At 39.5% G+C, this 18,071-nt stretch carries 18 protein-coding genes; 11 read left to right on the forward strand and 7 right to left on the reverse strand.

The window, feature by feature from the left end:
- The 4 genes from RMB13_RS02175 to RMB13_RS02190 all read left to right on the forward strand — a co-directional run.
- Nucleotides 1-972: HlyD family type I secretion periplasmic adaptor subunit (locus RMB13_RS02175; protein ID WP_311084296.1), on the forward strand; the 972-nt coding region annotated here is incomplete at its 5' end.
- 92 nt (nt 973-1,064) lie between these two features.
- Nucleotides 1,065-1,664, forward strand: coding sequence for a YigZ family protein (locus tag RMB13_RS02180; protein ID WP_311084297.1), 600 nt, complete (start codon nt 1,065-1,067; stop codon nt 1,662-1,664).
- Complete coding sequence (locus tag RMB13_RS02185; protein WP_311084298.1) at nt 1,657-2,268, forward strand: acyltransferase; 612 nt, start codon at nt 1,657-1,659, stop codon at nt 2,266-2,268. The genes RMB13_RS02180 and RMB13_RS02185 overlap by 8 nt, the downstream gene beginning before the upstream one ends.
- A 155-nt stretch (nt 2,269-2,423) precedes the next feature.
- Nucleotides 2,424-3,266 (forward strand): universal stress protein, encoded by an 843-nt coding sequence (locus RMB13_RS02190; RefSeq protein ID WP_005041766.1) that lies wholly within the window; start codon nt 2,424-2,426, stop codon nt 3,264-3,266.
- A gap of 116 nt (nt 3,267-3,382) precedes the next feature.
- On the opposite strand, the gene RMB13_RS02195 is transcribed toward RMB13_RS02190, so the two are convergent.
- Nucleotides 3,383-4,051 carry an O-methyltransferase gene (locus RMB13_RS02195; RefSeq protein ID WP_198496159.1) on the reverse strand — a complete coding sequence of 223 codons (669 nt, stop codon included), beginning with the start codon at nt 4,049-4,051 and terminating at the stop codon, nt 3,383-3,385.
- A gap of 198 nt (nt 4,052-4,249) precedes the next feature.
- Between RMB13_RS02195 and RMB13_RS02200 the strand changes: the two genes are divergently transcribed.
- A complete protein-coding gene (locus RMB13_RS02200) occupies nt 4,250-4,696 on the forward strand; it encodes a GNAT family N-acetyltransferase (RefSeq protein WP_045125211.1) in 447 nt (148 codons plus the stop codon).
- A gap of 45 nt (nt 4,697-4,741) precedes the next feature.
- Here the strand turns inward: RMB13_RS02200 and RMB13_RS02205 are convergent, their stop codons facing one another.
- From RMB13_RS02205 to RMB13_RS02225, 5 genes are all read right to left on the reverse strand, one after another.
- A complete protein-coding gene (locus RMB13_RS02205) occupies nt 4,742-5,464 on the reverse strand; it encodes a D-Ala-D-Ala carboxypeptidase family metallohydrolase (RefSeq protein WP_213033766.1) in 723 nt (240 codons plus the stop codon).
- Nucleotides 5,465-5,595: 131 nt separating this feature from the next.
- Nucleotides 5,596-5,919 (reverse strand): ferredoxin FdxA, encoded by a 324-nt coding sequence (gene fdxA / locus RMB13_RS02210; protein ID WP_003650851.1) that lies wholly within the window; start codon nt 5,917-5,919, stop codon nt 5,596-5,598.
- Between the two features lie 344 nt (nt 5,920-6,263).
- Nucleotides 6,264-6,794, reverse strand: a complete 531-nt coding sequence (locus RMB13_RS02215; RefSeq protein ID WP_311084299.1) for a GNAT family N-acetyltransferase — start codon at nt 6,792-6,794, stop codon at nt 6,264-6,266.
- A gap of 61 nt (nt 6,795-6,855) precedes the next feature.
- A complete protein-coding gene (gene mutS / locus RMB13_RS02220) occupies nt 6,856-9,495 on the reverse strand; it encodes a DNA mismatch repair protein MutS (protein WP_311084300.1) in 2,640 nt (879 codons plus the stop codon).
- 273 nt (nt 9,496-9,768) lie between these two features.
- Nucleotides 9,769-10,680, reverse strand: a complete 912-nt coding sequence (locus RMB13_RS02225; protein ID WP_311084301.1) for a LysR family transcriptional regulator — start codon at nt 10,678-10,680, stop codon at nt 9,769-9,771.
- Nucleotides 10,681-10,783: 103 nt separating this feature from the next.
- On the opposite strand from RMB13_RS02225, the gene RMB13_RS02230 reads away from it, so the two are divergent.
- Nucleotides 10,784-11,974 (forward strand): MFS transporter, encoded by a 1,191-nt coding sequence (locus RMB13_RS02230; protein ID WP_311084302.1) that lies wholly within the window; start codon nt 10,784-10,786, stop codon nt 11,972-11,974.
- Between the two features lie 94 nt (nt 11,975-12,068).
- Here RMB13_RS02230 and paaZ read toward each other — a convergent pair whose 3' ends face one another.
- On the reverse strand, nt 12,069-14,171 hold the full coding sequence (gene paaZ / locus RMB13_RS02235; RefSeq protein WP_311084303.1) for a phenylacetic acid degradation bifunctional protein PaaZ: 2,103 nt from the start codon (nt 14,169-14,171) through the stop codon (nt 12,069-12,071).
- Between the two features lie 264 nt (nt 14,172-14,435).
- On the opposite strand from paaZ, the gene paaA reads away from it, so the two are divergent.
- From paaA to paaE, 5 genes are read left to right on the forward strand one after another with little or no spacing between them, the layout of a single operon-like run.
- Nucleotides 14,436-15,374 carry a 1,2-phenylacetyl-CoA epoxidase subunit PaaA gene (gene paaA / locus RMB13_RS02240; protein WP_005041608.1) on the forward strand — a complete coding sequence of 313 codons (939 nt, stop codon included), beginning with the start codon at nt 14,436-14,438 and terminating at the stop codon, nt 15,372-15,374.
- Nucleotides 15,375-15,406: 32 nt separating this feature from the next.
- Complete coding sequence (gene paaB / locus RMB13_RS02245) at nt 15,407-15,697, forward strand: 1,2-phenylacetyl-CoA epoxidase subunit PaaB (RefSeq protein WP_198078768.1); 291 nt, start codon at nt 15,407-15,409, stop codon at nt 15,695-15,697.
- Nucleotides 15,698-15,708: 11 nt separating this feature from the next.
- Nucleotides 15,709-16,464, forward strand: a complete 756-nt coding sequence (gene paaC, locus RMB13_RS02250; protein ID WP_311084304.1) for a 1,2-phenylacetyl-CoA epoxidase subunit PaaC — start codon at nt 15,709-15,711, stop codon at nt 16,462-16,464.
- A gap of 16 nt (nt 16,465-16,480) precedes the next feature.
- Entirely contained in the window at nt 16,481-16,981 is a 501-nt protein-coding gene (paaD, locus tag RMB13_RS02255) for a 1,2-phenylacetyl-CoA epoxidase subunit PaaD (protein WP_005041603.1), read from the forward strand.
- 23 nt (nt 16,982-17,004) lie between these two features.
- Entirely contained in the window at nt 17,005-18,066 is a 1,062-nt protein-coding gene (paaE, locus tag RMB13_RS02260; RefSeq protein WP_311084305.1) for a 1,2-phenylacetyl-CoA epoxidase subunit PaaE, read from the forward strand.
- Nucleotides 18,067-18,071 lie beyond the last annotated feature (5 nt).

Raw genomic sequence — 18,071 nt, forward strand, 5'->3', positions numbered from 1 at the left:
TTAACCAAGCTGAATGTACAAGAAGGCGATATTGTTCAAAAAGGCGAAATTCTTGCGCAATTAGATCCCACCCGTTTTGCATCGAATGTCGGTGAATCAAGATCTTTGCTTATTTCTGCTCAGGCAACAGCTTCACGTTTGCGTGCAGAAGTAAACGGTACGCCCTTGGTTTTTCCTGAGATTGTGCTGAAAGAACCAAAACTTGTACATGAAGAAACAGCGCTATATCGGTCTCGTCGTGCAGATTTAGAACAGACCATTGCAGGCTTAAAACAAGCTTTACAACTGGTACAACAAGAGCTGGCAATGACCGAACCGTTAGTTGCTAAAGGCGCGGCCAGTGAGGTTGAAGTTTTACGTTTACGCCGTGAAGCAAACGACCTTAGAAATAAAATGAATGATGCGCAGAACCAATATTTCGTAAAGGCTCGTGAAGAGTTATCTAAAGCCAATACCGATATTGAAACGCAACAACAAGTCGTACTGGGTCGTACTGACAGCTTAGATCGTGCTATTTTTAAAGCACCAGTACGCGGTGTTGTAAAAGAAATTGCGGTCACTACCCATGGCGGTGTTATTCCGCAAAATGGCAAGTTGATGACCATTGTACCGATTGATGAACAGTTGCTCATTGAAGCGCGTATTTTACCGCGTGACATTGCATTTATTCGACCGGGACAAGAAGCACTCGTTAAGATTACTGCCTATGACTATTCAATTTATGGTGGTTTAAAAGGTAAGGTTACAGTTATTTCCCCAGACACGATTCGTGATGAAGTTAAACAAGACCAATTCTATTATCGTGTTTATATCAGAACCGATTCAGACAAGCTTTATAATAAACAAGGTAAGGCATACGGTATTACACCGGGTATGGTGGCAACTGTAGATATTCGTACTGGTCAAAAAACGGTACTGGATTACTTGCTTAAACCATTTAATAAAGCCAAAGAAGCATTACGAGAAAGATAATAAAAAAGCCCCGAGATTCGGGGCTTTTTTTATGGGTTTGATTCTATTAAATTCACGTTATAATTTGATTTTTATTATGCTTTATTTAATTTATGGCTTTTACGATTGCATCACCCATTACGTTTGAAGAAGAAATTAAAAAGAGTAGATTTCAAGCTATCGCTGCACCAGTAGAAAATGAACAGCAAGTTAAAGAATTTTTAGAACAAAACAAAGATATCTCGACAACTCATCAATGCTGGGCATGGAAAATTGGCCATAATGTTCGCTTTAACGATGATGGTGAACCTTCAGGAACAGCAGGGCGTCCAATCTTGGCAACCATTGAAGGGAATGACCTGACGAATATCATTGTAATGGTTAACCGCTGGTATGGTGGAATAAAGCTAGGGACCGGCGGCCTTGTAAGAGCATATGGCGGTTGTGCTGGACAATGTTTGCTATTGGCTGAGCGTATTGAACTCATTGCAAAGAAAACGATTTATTTTTCCTGCCACTTTAATGAGTGGGCCATATTTCAATATGAGCTTACTCAACAACAAATTGAATATCAGGAAACCTATACTGCAACGGGTGTAGATATCGGAGCAAGACTACAAATACATCAAATTGAACCACTTGCCTTAAAACTCAGAGATGTAACGCGTGGTCGTGAAGAATTAAAAATTGAGGATGAATTAACCGATGACTGATTCCTTACTCAAATATCGGGAACAACATAAGCACCGTTTAAATTATATGCCATGGTTATATTGGACTTTAAAACCTAAAAATCGTGCTTGGGCCGAAGAGTGGCAACAAGAATATCAGGCTTATTTGATGGAGATGGAAACAGTTGAGATTGGTAAAAATTGTTTTATCTCGCCCTTAGCTCATATTTTTGCTGAACCAGGACGAAAAATTATTATTGGTGATAATTGTTTTATTGCAGCAGATTGCAGTTTGCATGGACCAATTGAAATTGGTAATGAGGTCGCGATAAATCATCATTGTATTTTAGATGGGGGGCGAGCCGGCATAAAGTTGCATGATCAGGTACGTATTGCTGCATATTGCCACTTATATGCATTTGATCATGGCATGCAGTTAGACCGTCCACTTTACCAGCAACCTGTCACCTCCAAAGGAATTGAAATTGAGCAGGACGTTTGGTTAGGTGCACATGTGGGTATTAAAGATGGTATTAAAATAGGTAAGCATGCTGTAGTTGGCATGAATAGTATGGTGACAAAAGATGTGGAACCGTACCATATTGTAGGTGGCAACCCCGCAAAATTTCTTCGTTTAAGGGAATAATGCAGTCTCAAGAATGTAATAAAATGTTTGATCTTTAAACAAAAAAGTTGATTTTTATACATAAACCTTAACATACCAATTTTTATCTATGTTAAGTTAAAGCTAAGTTTTAAGAATAATCTCCAAGGCAAAAGACCTGAAGAAGAGAGGCTGACATGAACCGTGTTATTGCGTGTATTGACTCATCACCGTGTATTAATGCTATTGCCGATGCAGCAGCATGGGTTGCTAAAGCAACCGGACGAGAACTTGTATTATTACAAATTCTAGACTATTACCCTGCAAGTTATCATCTTGGTGAAATTAGTGGAGTAATTGGCTTTGAAAGCAATGCAATGCTGCTAAAAGAGTTAGCTGAGCTGGAACAAAAACAAAGTGAACTCGCTTTAGACTATAGCAATAATTTACTCCGTCATATTTCTGATCTTATTAAAGAAAAATACGATATTACATGTTCAAAAATTCAAGAAAAAGGTGATTTTTTAGAGCAAAGTTTTAATCTCTTGCATGAAAATGACATCGTAATTTTAGGTCGAGTCGGGGAAAGAGCTGCCGAAAAACAGAAACCAATTGGTAGTAATGTTGAAAACTTTATTCGTGGAGCCAACTGTACTGTTTTGACCATTGGTGAAAACTTTAAAATACCGACAAGATTTATTTTTGCGTATGAATATTCACCAACTTGTCAAAAAATGATGCGCCGCATTGCTCAAAGTGATTTATTGCGAACACTGCAATGTCATTTGGTTTATGTCGGTGATCACCCAGAAGTACTCAATGAACCTGAGCATTACCTTAAACAAGCGGGCATAGATGTAGTGACCGTATATCGCTATGGTGATGTTGCACAAAATATTTTAGAGTACCAACAAGAACATGGTATTCAAATCATTGTGCTAGGCGCATTTAGTCATAGCAAAATTCATCAGTTCTTCTTGGGAAGTATTGCAACAACCGTATTCCGAAATGCGACTGTACCATTGCTAGTAGCTAAATAATTAGATTTGCATATAGTTATCCGCAAATCTTGTGGATAACTATATGGAAAAGCAACTGTAATAAAAGTAATTTATTGATTATAAATAATAAAATAAAAAAGACGATTTTTTAACCATTATTTCACAATTGCAATTGCGAAGCCATCATGGCCTTTTGAGCCAACTGTTTGTAATGCTGTACAAGACAAGATTTGTGGATGGTTTTCGAGGGCTTTAAACATTTCACGGATGCCTTCAATACTTGGTTTTTTATTATCTGGATTTAAAATATCACCTGCGCGAATCACATTATCAAGCACAATAATCGTACCTGATTTAGAAAATTTTAGGCTCAACTCTAAATATTCCGGATATCCCTGTTTATCTGCATCAATGAAAATAAAATCAAAAGGCTCGATAGATTGAGGATCAATCTCAGAAAGAATATCTGCTGCACGACCAGTTTTAAGTTCAACTTTTACAGGAAGATTTGCATGGTCGATATTTTTTTGTGCCATTTCTGCGTGAGTGTCGCGGCCTTCTATGGTCAGTAAATAACCATCTTCAGGTAACGCACGGCCTAACCAAATTGTACTATATGCAGCAAAGGTTCCAATTTCTAAAACTCGTTTGCATTTATTCATTTGAATAAGCATCTGCAAGAACATTCCTTGGTTAGGAGCCACTGCAAGATGATTTGAGAAGCCGTGTTCGTCGGTATTTTTTAATGCATATTCGAGTCGCGGGTCTTCGGGAATTAAATGTGAATCGATATATTCGTCAATGTCTGTCCACATCTGCTGCATAATCAAATTTACCTATATGTTGATAGGGGTATTTTAAACGTTTATGCCTAGAGTGCAAAAATCTTCGTTTGAAGAAATTTTGGTTGATTATTGAATGAGCAAATTAATTTTTCTGAGTTACCGACCCAAATTAAACAAGGAGTATAAAAAGGTTCATTTCTTGCTTATTTTTATCAATGTGTAGTTAGGGATGTATAAATGAGAATTACGTTGTGTGCTTTTACAAGTGTAGATTTTGAAGAGGGTATTGAGGTTTATTGTTCAGCTTTTAGTAATGAGCCATGGAATGAGCAGTTTGATGATTTAGAGCCAATTAGAAAATATTTTGAGAGATATTTTCAATATTCATCTTCTTTTGGCTTTTGTGCAAAATGGGGAAACCAATTAATTGGTGTGGGAATGGGGCATATTCATCCCACTATACAAGGACTTCGTTATTATCTAGATGATTTTTTTATTCATCCCCAATATCAGGGAAAAGGAGTTGGTTCTAAGCTTTTAAAGTATATAGAAGGAAAGTGTAGAGAAAATAATATAGAAACCATTGTTTTGCACACGTTAAGAGCATCTATTTCCGAAGATTTTTATAAAAAGCATGGCTTTAAAAATCGCTCAAAACTCATCTCTTTAGCCAAACGTTTGTAATGGGTTTAAGTGAAAACTCCTTTCGATTGAAAGGAGTTTTTTAATTTAAAAATTACACATCGAACTGCTTCGAGTTAAATCGGGTCCCCAAGTACGATAGCCTTGAGTATCGATATGAATTTGTCCGGAGCTATATAAACCAATACCCATATTTAAACTTTGGCCATGCTGAGCCCAGAATTGGCAGAGTTTAAACTTGGTATTTTCAATAAATGCATAATCTTGAGCTTGTGGAAACTCAGGACCAATACGGAAATCGATTGCAGAGTTAAATAAATGCTTAGAAGAGCTTGCGCCACCAGCACATTCATTTAAAGGTAAATCTCGGTAAACCGAGGTTACTTCAAAGTCTGTTAGAACTTTTGACGCAACTAAATATTTAAATACGCGTAGGGTCGATAAAGAATTTCCCCAAAGTTCGCGATTAGGCACAGCATATTCTGAACGCCCACATTTTTGCCAATCACGTGCTGAACGTAATAACTCAAAACTTGGCACAATGCCCGCGACATTATTTCGGGTTAAGAATTTTTCATATTCACGAACACGTTGGTAATTTTCACCAGAACTTAACCAACCTCGATAAGATGTAGGCTCAACTTTAGGGGGAATCGGGCGCTCGATAATAACGCGCTCTTGTGGAATAAAGATTCGTTTACCACTTGGAGAGGTTTTGCCTGTTGTTGTGTGTTGGGGAGAGCTGACACAACCTACCATAACCGCTGGGATTATGCATAAGGGCACCATACTCTGCAAAAACTTCCGCATAAGAAAAATTAAGCACTTATAAATATTGCGGCTATTTTAATGCAAAACAGTGCACAAATTACGAGGAATTTGCAATGAAATGTTTGAATAGGGTATAAAAAAAGATCAGCGGTTGCTGATCTTTTTTGAAATTACTTTTCAAGATATTGTAATTTATCAGGTTTGCCGTTCCATTCTTCACGGTCAGCCGGTTGATCACCAATTTGAGTAATGTTAGGCCATTTTTGAGAAAGATCAGCATTGAGCTCAATAAACACTTCTTGACCTTCTGGTAACTCATCTTCAGAGAAAATTGCATTTGCCGGGCACTCTGGTTCACATAATGCACAGTCAATACATTCATCCGGATTGATCACTAGGAAATTCGGACCTTCGTAAAAACAGTCTACAGGACAAACTTCTACGCAATCTTGGTATTTACATTTAATACAATTTTCAGTGACAACAAAGGTCATGGCGACAGCTACCTAAAAAATATGGTTTCATTTCGAATAGCTTATTTTAGGCAAAAAAGGGGTAAACAAACAATTGCTTTTATTGATATTCTTTATTCATGCATATGAAGATAAGTTAATACGTTGATAATCAAACGGATCTTCCATCCTTAAGATGGGTTAATCTATAAAATGAAAATAATAATATATTTTATAAAACAATTACTTAAAAAATATTTCCTTTAAATATTCAGATGTCATTTAAGTCAAGCCATCTATTTTATTAAATGCCTTAATTTCTCATTTTTCTTTTACAAATTTTGATTTTCTGCTTTTTTTGTTGAAAATCACTTAAATCTGTAGAACTAAAGGGTACAGAGCAAATGAATATCTTCAGGTTCTAATTGCCAAAGTTGTTGATCTGGAGCACTTAGAGGTTGTGCGCCATGTTTGATATAGAAGTCTACAGTGCGCCGACTTGGAGTTGCTGAAATATACAATTGATTTGCACTGAGTTGGTTGGCGGACTCTTTTGCGGCTTGCATAAGTTTGGCACCAATGCCTTTACCTTGTTGGTCTGCATCGACATAGAAATAGTGGAGTAATTTCGCGTGAGGGTAATCCGCTATAAGTTGATTTGAGACTACGCTCACACCAACCAGTTTTTCAGAAGCATCAAATGCGCCAACAAATATTGAACCTTGCTCAAAGAGTTGTTTTAGTTTGGGTGGGTCATTTTCTAAATGATATAAGTCCCAATGTTGGACATCAAAAAAACAATCAACCAATTCTAAGTGTTGTTGATTTTGAATATACATTTGAGTGATTAATTCACGGCGGCTAATCTGCTGCCAAATAAGATCAATTTCTGAACTTTGCAAAGATCTTAAAATCATATAAATATTATTCTCCGAGATGAATAAGCAGACCTAAGCCTGCTTATTCAGACGTGATTTATTAGGATTTTAGTGCAGCTTTTAACTCGTAGAGCTGCTCAAGCGCCTGACGAGGTGATAAGTTATCGACTTCAATTTGTTTAAGTAAATCTAGAGCAGGGGATGAAACCTCTATTTCGACAACTTTCTCTATGACTTGTGAACCAGCGTTCGCATCTGGTGGTGCAAACAAATCATTTTGAAAGCTCGTTTGTAGATGTTGCTGCTGCTGTTTCTCTAAAATACGTAAACGTTTTTGAGCTTCTTTAATCACATTGGCAGGAATACCCGCTAATTTTGCGACCTGTAAACCATGACTTTGACTTGCAGGACCTTGCTGAACTTTATGCAATAAAATCAGGTTGCCGTTAAGCTCTTGTGCCGTGACATGGTAGTTATCAATTCCTGCTTCACCACCAAGTTCAGTCAACTCGAAATAATGGGTTGCAAATAGACATAAACATTTGACGCGTTTGGTTAAATCAACCACGCATGCCCATGCTAAAGACAAGCCATCATAGGTACTGGTTCCACGACCAACTTCATCCATCAAAACAAGCGATTGATTAGTCGCATGATGCAGAATTTGAGAAGTTTCTGTCATCTCAACCATAAAGGTCGATTTGCCTGTAGATAAATCGTCGGCTGAACCAATACGAGTGAAAATACGATCGATTGGACCGAGTTTGGCTGCTTTGGCTGGAATATAACTGCCGCAGTAAGCCAATAAACTAATTAATGCCGTTTGACGCATGAATGTTGATTTACCGCCCATGTTTGGGCCAGTAATGATTGCCATGCGGTGCTGAGCATCAAGGAAAGTGTCATTTGGTGTAAATGGAGCTTTATTTAATGCTTCAACTACAGGGTGACGGCCTGCCTGAATTTTAATGCCCGTTTCTGGGGTAAATTCAGGACGCGCCCAATTGTTTAAGCGTGCTTGATGAGCAAAGTTAGCAACCACATCAATTTGAGCAATTGCTGAACTCATCATTTGGAGATGAGCAATATTTTCACGAAGGTTTTCAAGTAAAGCTTCGAATAATGCTTTTTCACGTGCTAATGCACGCGACTCACTCGACAGGACTTTATCTTCAAAACTTTTTAGCTCAGGCGTAATGTAGCGTTCAGCATTTTTTAAAGTCTGGCGACGAATATAGTCAGCTGGAGCTTGCTCTGCTTGAGCACGAGTGAGTTCGATGTAGTAACCACTTACACGGTTATAACCGATTTTAAGTGTGTTAATGCCAGTACGTTCACGCTCTTTAATTTCTAAATCAATGAGGAATTGACCTGCATGATCGCGAATTTGGCGTAATTCATCGAGATCAGCATCATAGCCTTCTGCAATTACATTGCCATCACGAAGTAATACAGGTGGGTTTTCAACAATGGCCGCCATCAAATGTTGATGAAGCGCTTTAAAATCACCAAGTTCTTGATCAAGTTGAACTAATAGTTTGGATTTTTTCGCTTGAATGACTGGAGTTAATGCCGTTCTCAAAGCTGGAATTTGTGCACATGCATGACGAAGTTGTACTAAATCACGTGGTCGCGCACTGCCTAGTGCAACGCGGCTAAGCACACGCTCAATATCACCAATTTCTTTAAGCACTAAACGAACTGGGCTTTCATGATATCCCTGAATGAGTTGCTCAATGGCATCTAAACGAGCATCGAGTAATGCGGTATCACGAACAGGTTGCATCAGTGTACGGCTTAATAAGCGTCCACCCATTGCAGTTTGGCAGTCATTTACCAGTTGGAATAATGACGTGCCGTGTTCAAATAATGGTTCAATAATTTCTAGGTTACGACGTGTGATTGGGTCAAGCGCAATAAAGTCGGTGCTTTGTTCAAGTTGAATTGAACGAATATGCGGTAATGCAGTTTTTTGTGTTTCTTTTGCATAGTGAATGAGTGCAGCGGCAGCAGCTTTTGCTAAAGGCAATGGGTCTAAACCAAAACCTGAAAGCGTTGATACCGTAAACTGGTCACATAAGGTTTTTTGTGCATTATTTTGATTGAAGTCTACATTCGGGCGTTTGGTAACTGGACAATCTAAGTGTTTTTTAATTTGTTCGATAATATTCGTGTCGACCAAGTCTTCATCAATCAAGATTTCACTTGGCATTAAACGCGCAAGTTCGATAGGCAATTGTTCTGGCTTGTAATCTTGTTGTTGAACTTTAAAAATGCCTGCACTTAAGTCGAGTAAAGCAAAACCAATCTGATTTTGATGGATGCATAAAGAGACTAGGTTAGATGATTGATAACTGCTGAGTAATGCATCATCAGTTAACGTACCTGGAGTAAGAATACGAACAACTTTACGATCAACCGGACCTTTACCTGTCACTTCTCCAACTTGTTCGCAAATGGCTACAGTGCGCCCAGCTTTGACAAGACGTGCAAGATAACCTTCTGCCGCGTGATAGGGAACACCTGCCATTGGAATAGGTCGCCCACTCGCTTTACCACGATGGGTTAAGGTGATGCCTAAAAGTTTGGCTGCTAAATGAGCATCTTCAAAGAAGAGTTCATAAAAGTCACCCATACGGTAAAACAGCAACGCATGTTGATAGTCCGTTTTAACTTTGAGATATTGCTGCATCATAGGTGTATGAGAAGATAAGTCAGCCATGATTTCAGCGCTATTCATGCGTATTAAACCCTTAAAAAATCAATAATAAATAAGTTAACTTTGAAAGTTTGGTTGTCGAACCAATTCTAACAACTTCTGTGTAAATCTGACTTAATCTAAGAAAAAAGTATACCTTTGTAGTGTACCTTTTTTAGTGTCAATATTGAGTTAACAGTGTGTGAGAACTTAACTTAATTTTTCACGGTTGCTATCTTAACAAATTGAGGCTGATTGACAAAAAGGATTCCTAAAATGAGCGAGGAAATAAACAGCAAAAAGAAAGTGGCCTTATCAGCTCAAACTATCACTCAATTTCTGCTGTATGAAATCAATAAGCGCTCTTGTTTTAGTGGGTAAGTAACGGCGATTTGAATAAAGTGCGAACAATTGCAATGGAGCTGCCGATTGTTCAAACTCAACCTCGATTAACCGTCCATCACTAATGTAGGGTTGGCAGGCTTGTTTGGATAGAATTGCAAAACCGACACCTGATATCGCAGCTTGTCCTGCCATCTCTCCGCTGTTTACTCGATAATGCCCTTTAACCTTGATGGTCTCAAATTCCCCCTTTTTATTCACAAATTGCCAGGGAGCACCTTTGAGTGCACTTACCGTTGTAATACAGGGTAATTCTTCAAATTGCTGGATATGAGTCGGGGTACCATAACGCTGAACGACGGAGGGGGCTGCAACAATGGTGCAAGGGATAGTCACCAAATGACGGGCGATGTAGTCACTGTTATCCATCTGACCGCGGGTAATAATGATAGCTAAATCTAGATCATCTCGCAGAGATTCAAAACCGGATAAATTTGTGATACAGCTGATCTCTAGGTCTGGGTACTGAAAGGCGAAATTGGCAATAACAGAACCCAGCAATGCAGGACCTATTTCATTGGGAATACAGATACGTAATGAACCCTTGAGTTGCATTTGCCGCAACGTTAACTCTGTCTCAGTTTGCTCAAGCGCCTCCAGTAATGGCTTTGCTCGGGTATAGAGTAGCTGCCCCGCCTGAGTGAGTTTCATATGTCGAGTGCTACGCTCAATGAGCTGAAGATCCAGTTTTTCTTCTAACTGAGAAATATAGCGACTAACATTTGATGTCGGCATTTCAAGGATTTTCGATGCCCCAACAAAACTTTCTCTTTCAACCACAGCAATAAACACTTTCAGGGTATTAAAATCCAGAGCTGGACGCATCAATTATCCCATATTTGATAATAATAAGTGCCATTTCTACCATATAATAAACACCATTGATAGTAGTTAAACTTGGATATCTTTCATCCATAGGTTGCTTGCTATGCCTCCGGTCACGCAGACATTTAATCATAAATCTCTCATGCGGATAGCCATTGTAATTGCTTTTGTTCAGTTCACGAATGCACTGGAATATATGGTGTTCAACCCTGTTTTTGTTTTTATGGCAACAGATTTCGCAGTGCCTGTATCGTTCTCAGGCTATGTGTCGGGTATGTACACACTTGGTGCGGTCCTTTCGGGAGTTATTGCCTTTTACTGGATTGGTCATTTCAATAAGAAAAATTTTTTAATCGCTAATATGGCGCTATTAGGCCTACTCACACTTTTGACTACATTCACATCCAGTTATAGTCTTCTGCTCGCACTACGATTCTGTGCAGGGCTGGTTGGTGGTACGACCATGGGTGTGGGTATAAGTATATTGATAAACAACGCACCGCCTAACTTGCGCGGAAAAATGTTGGCGACGGTGATTGCGTCATTTTCGATAGTAAGCATTGTAGGAATGCCCACCATATTATTTCTGTGCACACATCATGGTTGGCATGTAGCTTTGTGGCTAATAAGTGCATTGTGTGTGTTGGCATTGCCATTGATTGTATCCATCATACCCCAAGACCCAGTTTCTTTAGATACGTCTTCTAAGCTGCCTCTCGATATGGATACTTTACTGTTCGCCTCGAGTAATGCGCTTGTACAGTTTAGTCCTATGCTGGTTATTCCTATTCTGGCGCCATTAATGATACAGCAGCTAGGCGCTTCGCAAGATCTACTACCTTGGCTTTTCTTCAGCGGGGGCGTGATAGGTTATTTGTCTACAAAAATCACAGGGGCGTTAACCTCTCATTTTTCTGCTTTGATGCTGGCTACAGGTTCTACCATCGTCTTTATATTGAGTTTGCTGATACCAATTTTAGGCTATCAGCATGCAACGTTATTTATTACTTTATTTCTCGGCGCATCTTACAGTCGTTTGGTGTCATCTTCAGTGGTTTCGATTCAGTTTCCTGATGATAGGCAACGAGCTGGATTCTCTTCATTACAGACATCAATCATGTATCTGGTTACAACCATCGCATTCTTTCTGTCTGCTTTTCTATTACCTGATCATGGTATGGCACCACAAAATGTAAACAAGTTACTGATGATATGTGCAATTTCAGCAGCAGGATTCCCAATTATCGTTATTATTCTGCAAAAGAAACTGACTAAACGTTTTGATCCAACATAACTCTAAAGTTGTTATTTTTCGATCCATTAAAACGACAACAACTAATGTAAAAAAACTGATGGATAAATTGAATATCCATCAGTTTGAGTTCTATTTATAAATCACGAGCAACTAAAGTTAAAATGTCGTAGGTTGCGACAAGTTCACCACGCTGGTTTTTGACTTTAATATCCCATACCACAACCCCATGAGCAGGCTGAGACGGGTCTTTTTGTGGCTTAGGCGTTTTTTGTTTACAGGTTAATTCAACCTGAATAGAGTCACCGATTTTAACTGGTTCAACAAAGCGTAAGTTGTCCATACCGTAATTAGCGATAACAGGGCCTTGTGCTGCATCTACAAACAAACCTGCTGCGGCAGAAACAATAAAGTAGCCGTGCGCAACGCGTTCACCAAAGAAAGACTCGGCAGCTGCAATTTTGTCGGTATGTGCATAGAAGTAATCACCACTTAAACCAGCAAAATTGACAATATCTGCTTCACTTACGGTGCGACGCGCCGTTAATAAACGTTCACCAATGACTAACTCATCAAACGACTTTTTAAAAGGATGTACACGGTCTTCGTTAACTTTCGAGCCAGCAGTCCATGAGTGAGTAATTTGTGTCAGGCTATTTGGAGAACCTTGAATTGCTGTGCGCTGCATATAGTGTTTAACCGCGCGAATACCACCTAACTCTTCACCGCCACCTGCACGACCAGGACCGCCATGTACTAAATGCGGAAGTGGAGCACCATGTCCTGTACTTTCTTTAGCTGACTCTGCATCGAGTACATGCACACGTCCATGCCAAGGTGCAATTTTTTGAATAATCTGTTCGATATTCTCATCATTATTTTTAACGACTGAAGCCACTAAGCTACCTTCACCACGTGAAACAAGGTCGGCAAGCTCTTCAATGTTGCTATATGGCATGAGGGTACATACAGGACCGAAAGCTTCTGTGGTATGCACATGTGTCGCTTGTAAAGGTTGCTCACATAACAATAAAGTTGGAGCGAAAAAAGCACCTTTTTCAGGGTGATCTGCATTAAATGTAAAGCTATCGTTGCCACCAAAAACAATTTTTGCGTCTTTGCTGAGTTCAGCAACTTTTTCTGAAACGTCATGTTTTTGTTTAATGCTCGCTAAAGCGCCCATGGTGGTTTCTTCTTTTTGCGGGTCACCCACCACAACTTTAGCAAGTTTGGCAGTTAGCTTCTCTTGCACAGTGGCTAACAAGTTTTCAGGAACGAAAGCACGACGAATTGCTGTACATTTTTGGCCTGCTTTTGTGGTCATTTCACGGAAGACTTCACGCACAAACAAATCAATCGTTTCTTCATTTGCTTCAGGGCTTAAAATTGCGCTGTTTACCGAGTCGGCTTCCATGCTAAATGGAATCGAATATTTATTTAGGTGAGGTTGGTTACGTAGTTTTTGGCCTGTGTAGGCAGAACCCGTAAACGTAACACAATCTTGTGGACCTAGATGCTCTAACAGGTCATATGTTTGACCGCAAATTAGTTGTAGTGAGCCTTTTGGTAATACATGAGCCTCTTCAATGGCTTTTACAACAGCTTGAGTTAATTGAGAACCATCGGTTGCTGGTTTAACAATACATGGCACACCTGCCAGTAAAGTTGGTGCAATCTTTTCAAGCATTCCCCAAATTGGGAAGTTAAAAGCATTGATATGAACTGCAACACCCGCTTTAGGGCTTAAAATGTGTTTAGCACCGAAAGTGCCATTTTTAGATAATTGAATCCAGTTATCTTCGGTAATAATTTTTTCATCATTGAGTTCACGACGAACCAGACTTGAATAAGCAAATAATGTCTGGATACCGCCTTCAATATCAATCCATGCATCTTTACGAGTTGCACCTGTTGCATACGCAAGTTTGTAGAACTCTTCCTTGCGCTCAAGTAAGTGTTGGGCAATTTGTTTTAACGCATTTGCACGTTGGTGAAACGTCCAGTTTGCTAGTTCTGAGCCGTTTTGTTTGGCATATTGAACAACACGTTTCATATCAATGCCATGACTACTTACAGCATAAATAGCTTCACCTGTAATAGCATGGAAAACAGGGCGTAGTTCTTCACTCGTCGAATGCCATGTTCCATAGGCATAAGAAGCAAGGTGAGGTAGTTGATGCTCAGACTGCTGAAAATCTGTGTCAGTTGTGGTTCCTTCTAGGTGTGCTTGTTCAAGCATGACCAAACTCCTTTTTATGTGATACATCAATTATAAAAATTGCAAAAATATGATTCATAATTTCAGATTAATTTATCTAAAAGTCAACTTTATTTTAATTTTTAAAAGTAAAAAAGTTTTTTAAATTTGATTAATATTTATTTATTTCAATTATTTAATGTGATTTTGGTGGGTGGATTTAATTTGATACTAAAAAATAGGTTGACTTTGTTTTTAGTGTATCGAAAAATAGATTTAAGGGTGATGCCTACAGGGAATGAAAGAATGGAAAACAACTACCAGAAATTTGAACAAAATATTGCCAATGACATTACGATCGAGGCTAAGGATGAAATGCCCGATGCCTATCGTAAAACATTGATTCGTCAAATTGGGCAACATGGCCATTCTGAAATTGTAGGTATGTTGCCTGAAGGGAACTGGATTACTCGTGCGCCAACTTTAAAACGTAAAGCGGTTTTGTTGGCGAAAGTACAAGATGAAGCGGGTCATGGTTTGTATTTGTACAGCGCGGCAGAAACCTTAGGTGCTGACCGTGATGACATGATGGAAAAGTTGATTGATGGAAAAATGAAATACTCATCAATCTTTAACTATCCAACTTTGACTTGGGCAGATGTCGCTGCGATTGGCTGGCTTGTCGATGGGGCAGCGATTGTAAATCAGGTTGCACTTTGCCGTACTTCATATGGGCCATATGCACGTGCAATGGTACGTATTTGTAAAGAAGAAAGTTTCCACCAACGTCAAGGTTTTGAAGCGATGATGGCTTTGGCAAACGGTACACCAGAACAAAAACAAATGGCACAAGATGCAGTGAATCGTTATTGGTGGCCTGCACTCATGATGTTTGGCCCAAGTGATGAGCATTCTCCAAATAGCGCACAAAGCCTGGCGTGGAAAGTCAAACGCTTTGGTAATGATGAATTACGTCAAAAGTTTGTCGATAACACCGTACCGCAAGTGTTGCAGCTTGGCTTGGAAGTACCAGATCCAGATTTAAAGTTTAATGAAGAAACAGGCCACTATGAGTTTGGCGAGATCGACTGGCACGAATTTAATGAAGTGATTGCTGGACGTGGACCATGTAATCACGAGCGTATCGAAGCGCGCCGTAAAGCATGGGAAAACGGCAAATGGGTTCGTGATGCAGCAGTGGTCTACGCTAAAAAACAGCAGCTAGAAGCGAACAAAGTGGCTTAACAAGATTTATGGAAAAATTTGAGGAAATCAAAATGGAAGATAAAAACAACTGGTCACTCTACGAAGTATTTGTCCGTAGTAAACAAGGCTTAAGCCACCGTCATGTGGGTAGCTTAAGAGCACCAGATGATGAAATCGCACTTCAACATGCACGCGATGTTTATACACGTCGTAATGAAGGAATTAGCATTTGGGTGATTCGTTCTGAACTCATTAAGTCTTCACAGCCAGATGAAAAAGCTGAATTTTTCGATCCTTCTCTAGACAAGGTTTATCGTCATCCGACTTTTTACCATATTCCAGATGGCATTGAGCATATGTAAGGGGTTGGAAAATGAATCATTCAGTTTTATCTAAATTCTTATTACATATTGGCGACAGTCAACTGGTTTTATCGCAGCGTTTGGCTGAATGGTGCGGACATGCACCTGAGCTTGAAGTTGATATTGCTTTAGCAAATATCGGTTTGGACTTATTAGGTCAGGCAAGAAACTTTCTGACATTGGCCGGCCAATATGATGAAGCTAAACGTGATGAAGATCAGCTTGCGTATTTCCGTACAGAACGTGAGTTTCTAAACTTATTGTTATGCGAACAACCGAACGGTGATTTTGCGCAAACGATTGTACGCCAGTGGTTGATGGATCATTACCATCTTCATTTATTTACTGCTTTAACCCAAAGCTCGCTTCCTGAATTAAGTGCGCTTGCTGTGAAATCTTTAAAAGAAGTGAAGTATCACATTCGTTTTTCGACAAGCTGGATGGAGCGTCTAAGTTTAAGTACAGATGAAGCGCATCAACGTGTGCAAGATGGATTAAATAATTTATGGCGCTTTACCGCTGAGTTATTTGAACTTAATGCAGACGAACAAGCATTAGTCGCACAAGGCGTGATTCCAGATTTTTCAAATGAAAAAGAACAATGGAACCAAACCATTGCAGATGAGCTTAAGCGTTTTGAATTAAATGTTGCTGTTAATGGCTCTTATCGCCGCGGTGCGAAACAAGGGTTGCATACTGAGCATTTAGGTTATTTGTTGGCTGAAATGCAAAGTATTCAAAGAACTTATCCAGGAATGACTTGGTAAGACAAGGAGGTGAGCCATGCACATGATTCGTCATTGCATCGACCAATGTTGGGATGTTCTACAAACGGTAAGTGACCCTGAAATTCCGGTTTTATCTGTTGTGGATTTAGGCATGATTCGGGGCGTAGACATTAACGATCAACAAGAAATTGTAGTTCGTCTAACGCCAACATATAGCGGTTGCCCAGCAACAGATATGTTAAAAGCACAAATTGTTGAGGCATTTACCGCAGAAGCGTTGACCCCAGTCAAAGTGATGGTCGATTTATCAGAAGCATGGACCACGGACTGGATGTCTGAAGCGGGTAAAAAGAAACTTCAAGTTTATGGCATTGCACCACCTGAAGGGTTGGCACATCAGTGCGGTACGCATGTTCATTTGATTGATGGTGTCGAGTGCCCACGTTGTAAAAGCCGACATACCCGACTGTTAACAGAGTTTAGTTCTACCGCCTGTAAAGCACTTTATAAATGTCAGGACTGTCTTGAGCCTTTTGATTACTTCAAATGTATTTAAGTCTTTAGATAAGGAAATCAGCCATGAGCCAATTTGTACCATTAAAAGTAAAAAGTATTACGCCTCAAACCGATCAGGCAATTTGTATTGCATTTGACGTTGTACCTGAACAACAAGAACAATTTCAATTTCAACCGGGGCAACACTTAACCATTCGCCATTTAACTGAAGCGGGTGAAATCCGCCGTTGTTATTCAATTTGTAGCTATGCGGGCAAAGAAGACATCAGTATTGCGGTTAAAAAAATTGATCAGGGGCAATTTTCACATTGGGCAAATGACCATTTAAAAGTAGGTGATGTGCTTGAAGTGATGCCACCACAAGGCGTGTTTTTTCAAAAAGCAGCAAAGGCTGGTGGTCAAAACTATTTAGGTGTTGCTGCGGGCAGTGGTATTACCCCAATTTTATCGATTGTTAAGCAAGTTTTATTTGAACAACCTGAAGCTAAATTTACGTTGCTCTATGGCAATCGTTCGTGGAAACAAACCATGTTTGCCGAGCAAATTATGGATTTGAAAGATCAGTTTAAAGAGCGTTTTCAACTCATCAATATTTTTTCTCGTGAGTTCAACGACAGTGAACTGATGAATGGTCGCATTGACCAAGAAAAGCTTAAACAGCTTTTTGATTTTGATGTACTGGAAACGAGTTTTGACCATGTTTTTGCATGTGGTCCAGACGAAATGATGAATGCTGTAGAAAGCACTTTGCCAAATTATGGGATTGCAGCAGAGAAAATTCACACTGAACGTTTCCATACAGGGCAGGCTCGTAAACGTAGCGCTGAAGCTGATGCAAACCGTAAAGAAGAAAAAGTAAACATCATTTTAGATGGTCGTGAGCTGATTGTTTCTGTGGCTCAGGATGATGAAAGTATTCTTGATGCTGCTTTACGTGCTGGTGCTGATTTACCATATGCCTGTAAAGGTGGGGTGTGTGCGACCTGTCGTTGTAAAGTTGTTTCTGGTGAAGTCGATATGTTTCTTAACTACAGCCTTGAAAAAGATGAAGTCGAAAGAGGCTATGTGCTCAGTTGCCAGACCTTACCAAAAGGCCCAAATGTTCGTTTGAGTTTTGATGAATAGAGGCC

Source organism: Acinetobacter sp. V102_4, from assembly GCF_031799005.1.
GTDB classification, from domain to species: domain Bacteria; phylum Pseudomonadota; class Gammaproteobacteria; order Pseudomonadales; family Moraxellaceae; genus Acinetobacter; species Acinetobacter calcoaceticus.

Bases quoted from the DNA above. Each gene is read 5' to 3' on its own strand.
- RMB13_RS02180 (WP_311084297.1), top strand. From the start codon at position 1,065: ATGGCTTTTACGATTGCATCACCCATTACGTTTGAAGAAGAAATTAAA.
- RMB13_RS02185 (WP_311084298.1), top strand. From the start codon at position 1,657: ATGACTGATTCCTTACTCAAATATCGGGAACAACATAAGCACCGTTTA.
- RMB13_RS02190 (WP_005041766.1), top strand. From the start codon at position 2,424: ATGAACCGTGTTATTGCGTGTATTGACTCATCACCGTGTATTAATGCT.
- RMB13_RS02195 (WP_198496159.1), bottom strand. From the start codon at position 4,051: ATGCAGCAGATGTGGACAGACATTGACGAATATATCGATTCACATTTA.
- RMB13_RS02200 (WP_045125211.1), top strand. From the start codon at position 4,250: ATGAGAATTACGTTGTGTGCTTTTACAAGTGTAGATTTTGAAGAGGGT.
- RMB13_RS02205 (WP_213033766.1), bottom strand. From the start codon at position 5,464: ATGCGGAAGTTTTTGCAGAGTATGGTGCCCTTATGCATAATCCCAGCG.
- fdxA (WP_003650851.1), bottom strand. From the start codon at position 5,919: ATGACCTTTGTTGTCACTGAAAATTGTATTAAATGTAAATACCAAGAT.
- RMB13_RS02215 (WP_311084299.1), bottom strand. From the start codon at position 6,794: ATGATTTTAAGATCTTTGCAAAGTTCAGAAATTGATCTTATTTGGCAG.
- mutS (WP_311084300.1), bottom strand. From the start codon at position 9,495: ATGAATAGCGCTGAAATCATGGCTGACTTATCTTCTCATACACCTATG.
- RMB13_RS02225 (WP_311084301.1), bottom strand. From the start codon at position 10,680: ATGCGTCCAGCTCTGGATTTTAATACCCTGAAAGTGTTTATTGCTGTG.
- RMB13_RS02230 (WP_311084302.1), top strand. From the start codon at position 10,784: ATGCCTCCGGTCACGCAGACATTTAATCATAAATCTCTCATGCGGATA.
- paaZ (WP_311084303.1), bottom strand. From the start codon at position 14,171: ATGCTTGAACAAGCACACCTAGAAGGAACCACAACTGACACAGATTTT.
- paaA (WP_005041608.1), top strand. From the start codon at position 14,436: ATGGAAAACAACTACCAGAAATTTGAACAAAATATTGCCAATGACATT.
- paaB (WP_198078768.1), top strand. From the start codon at position 15,407: ATGGAAGATAAAAACAACTGGTCACTCTACGAAGTATTTGTCCGTAGT.
- paaC (WP_311084304.1), top strand. From the start codon at position 15,709: ATGAATCATTCAGTTTTATCTAAATTCTTATTACATATTGGCGACAGT.
- paaD (WP_005041603.1), top strand. From the start codon at position 16,481: ATGCACATGATTCGTCATTGCATCGACCAATGTTGGGATGTTCTACAA.
- paaE (WP_311084305.1), top strand. From the start codon at position 17,005: ATGAGCCAATTTGTACCATTAAAAGTAAAAAGTATTACGCCTCAAACC.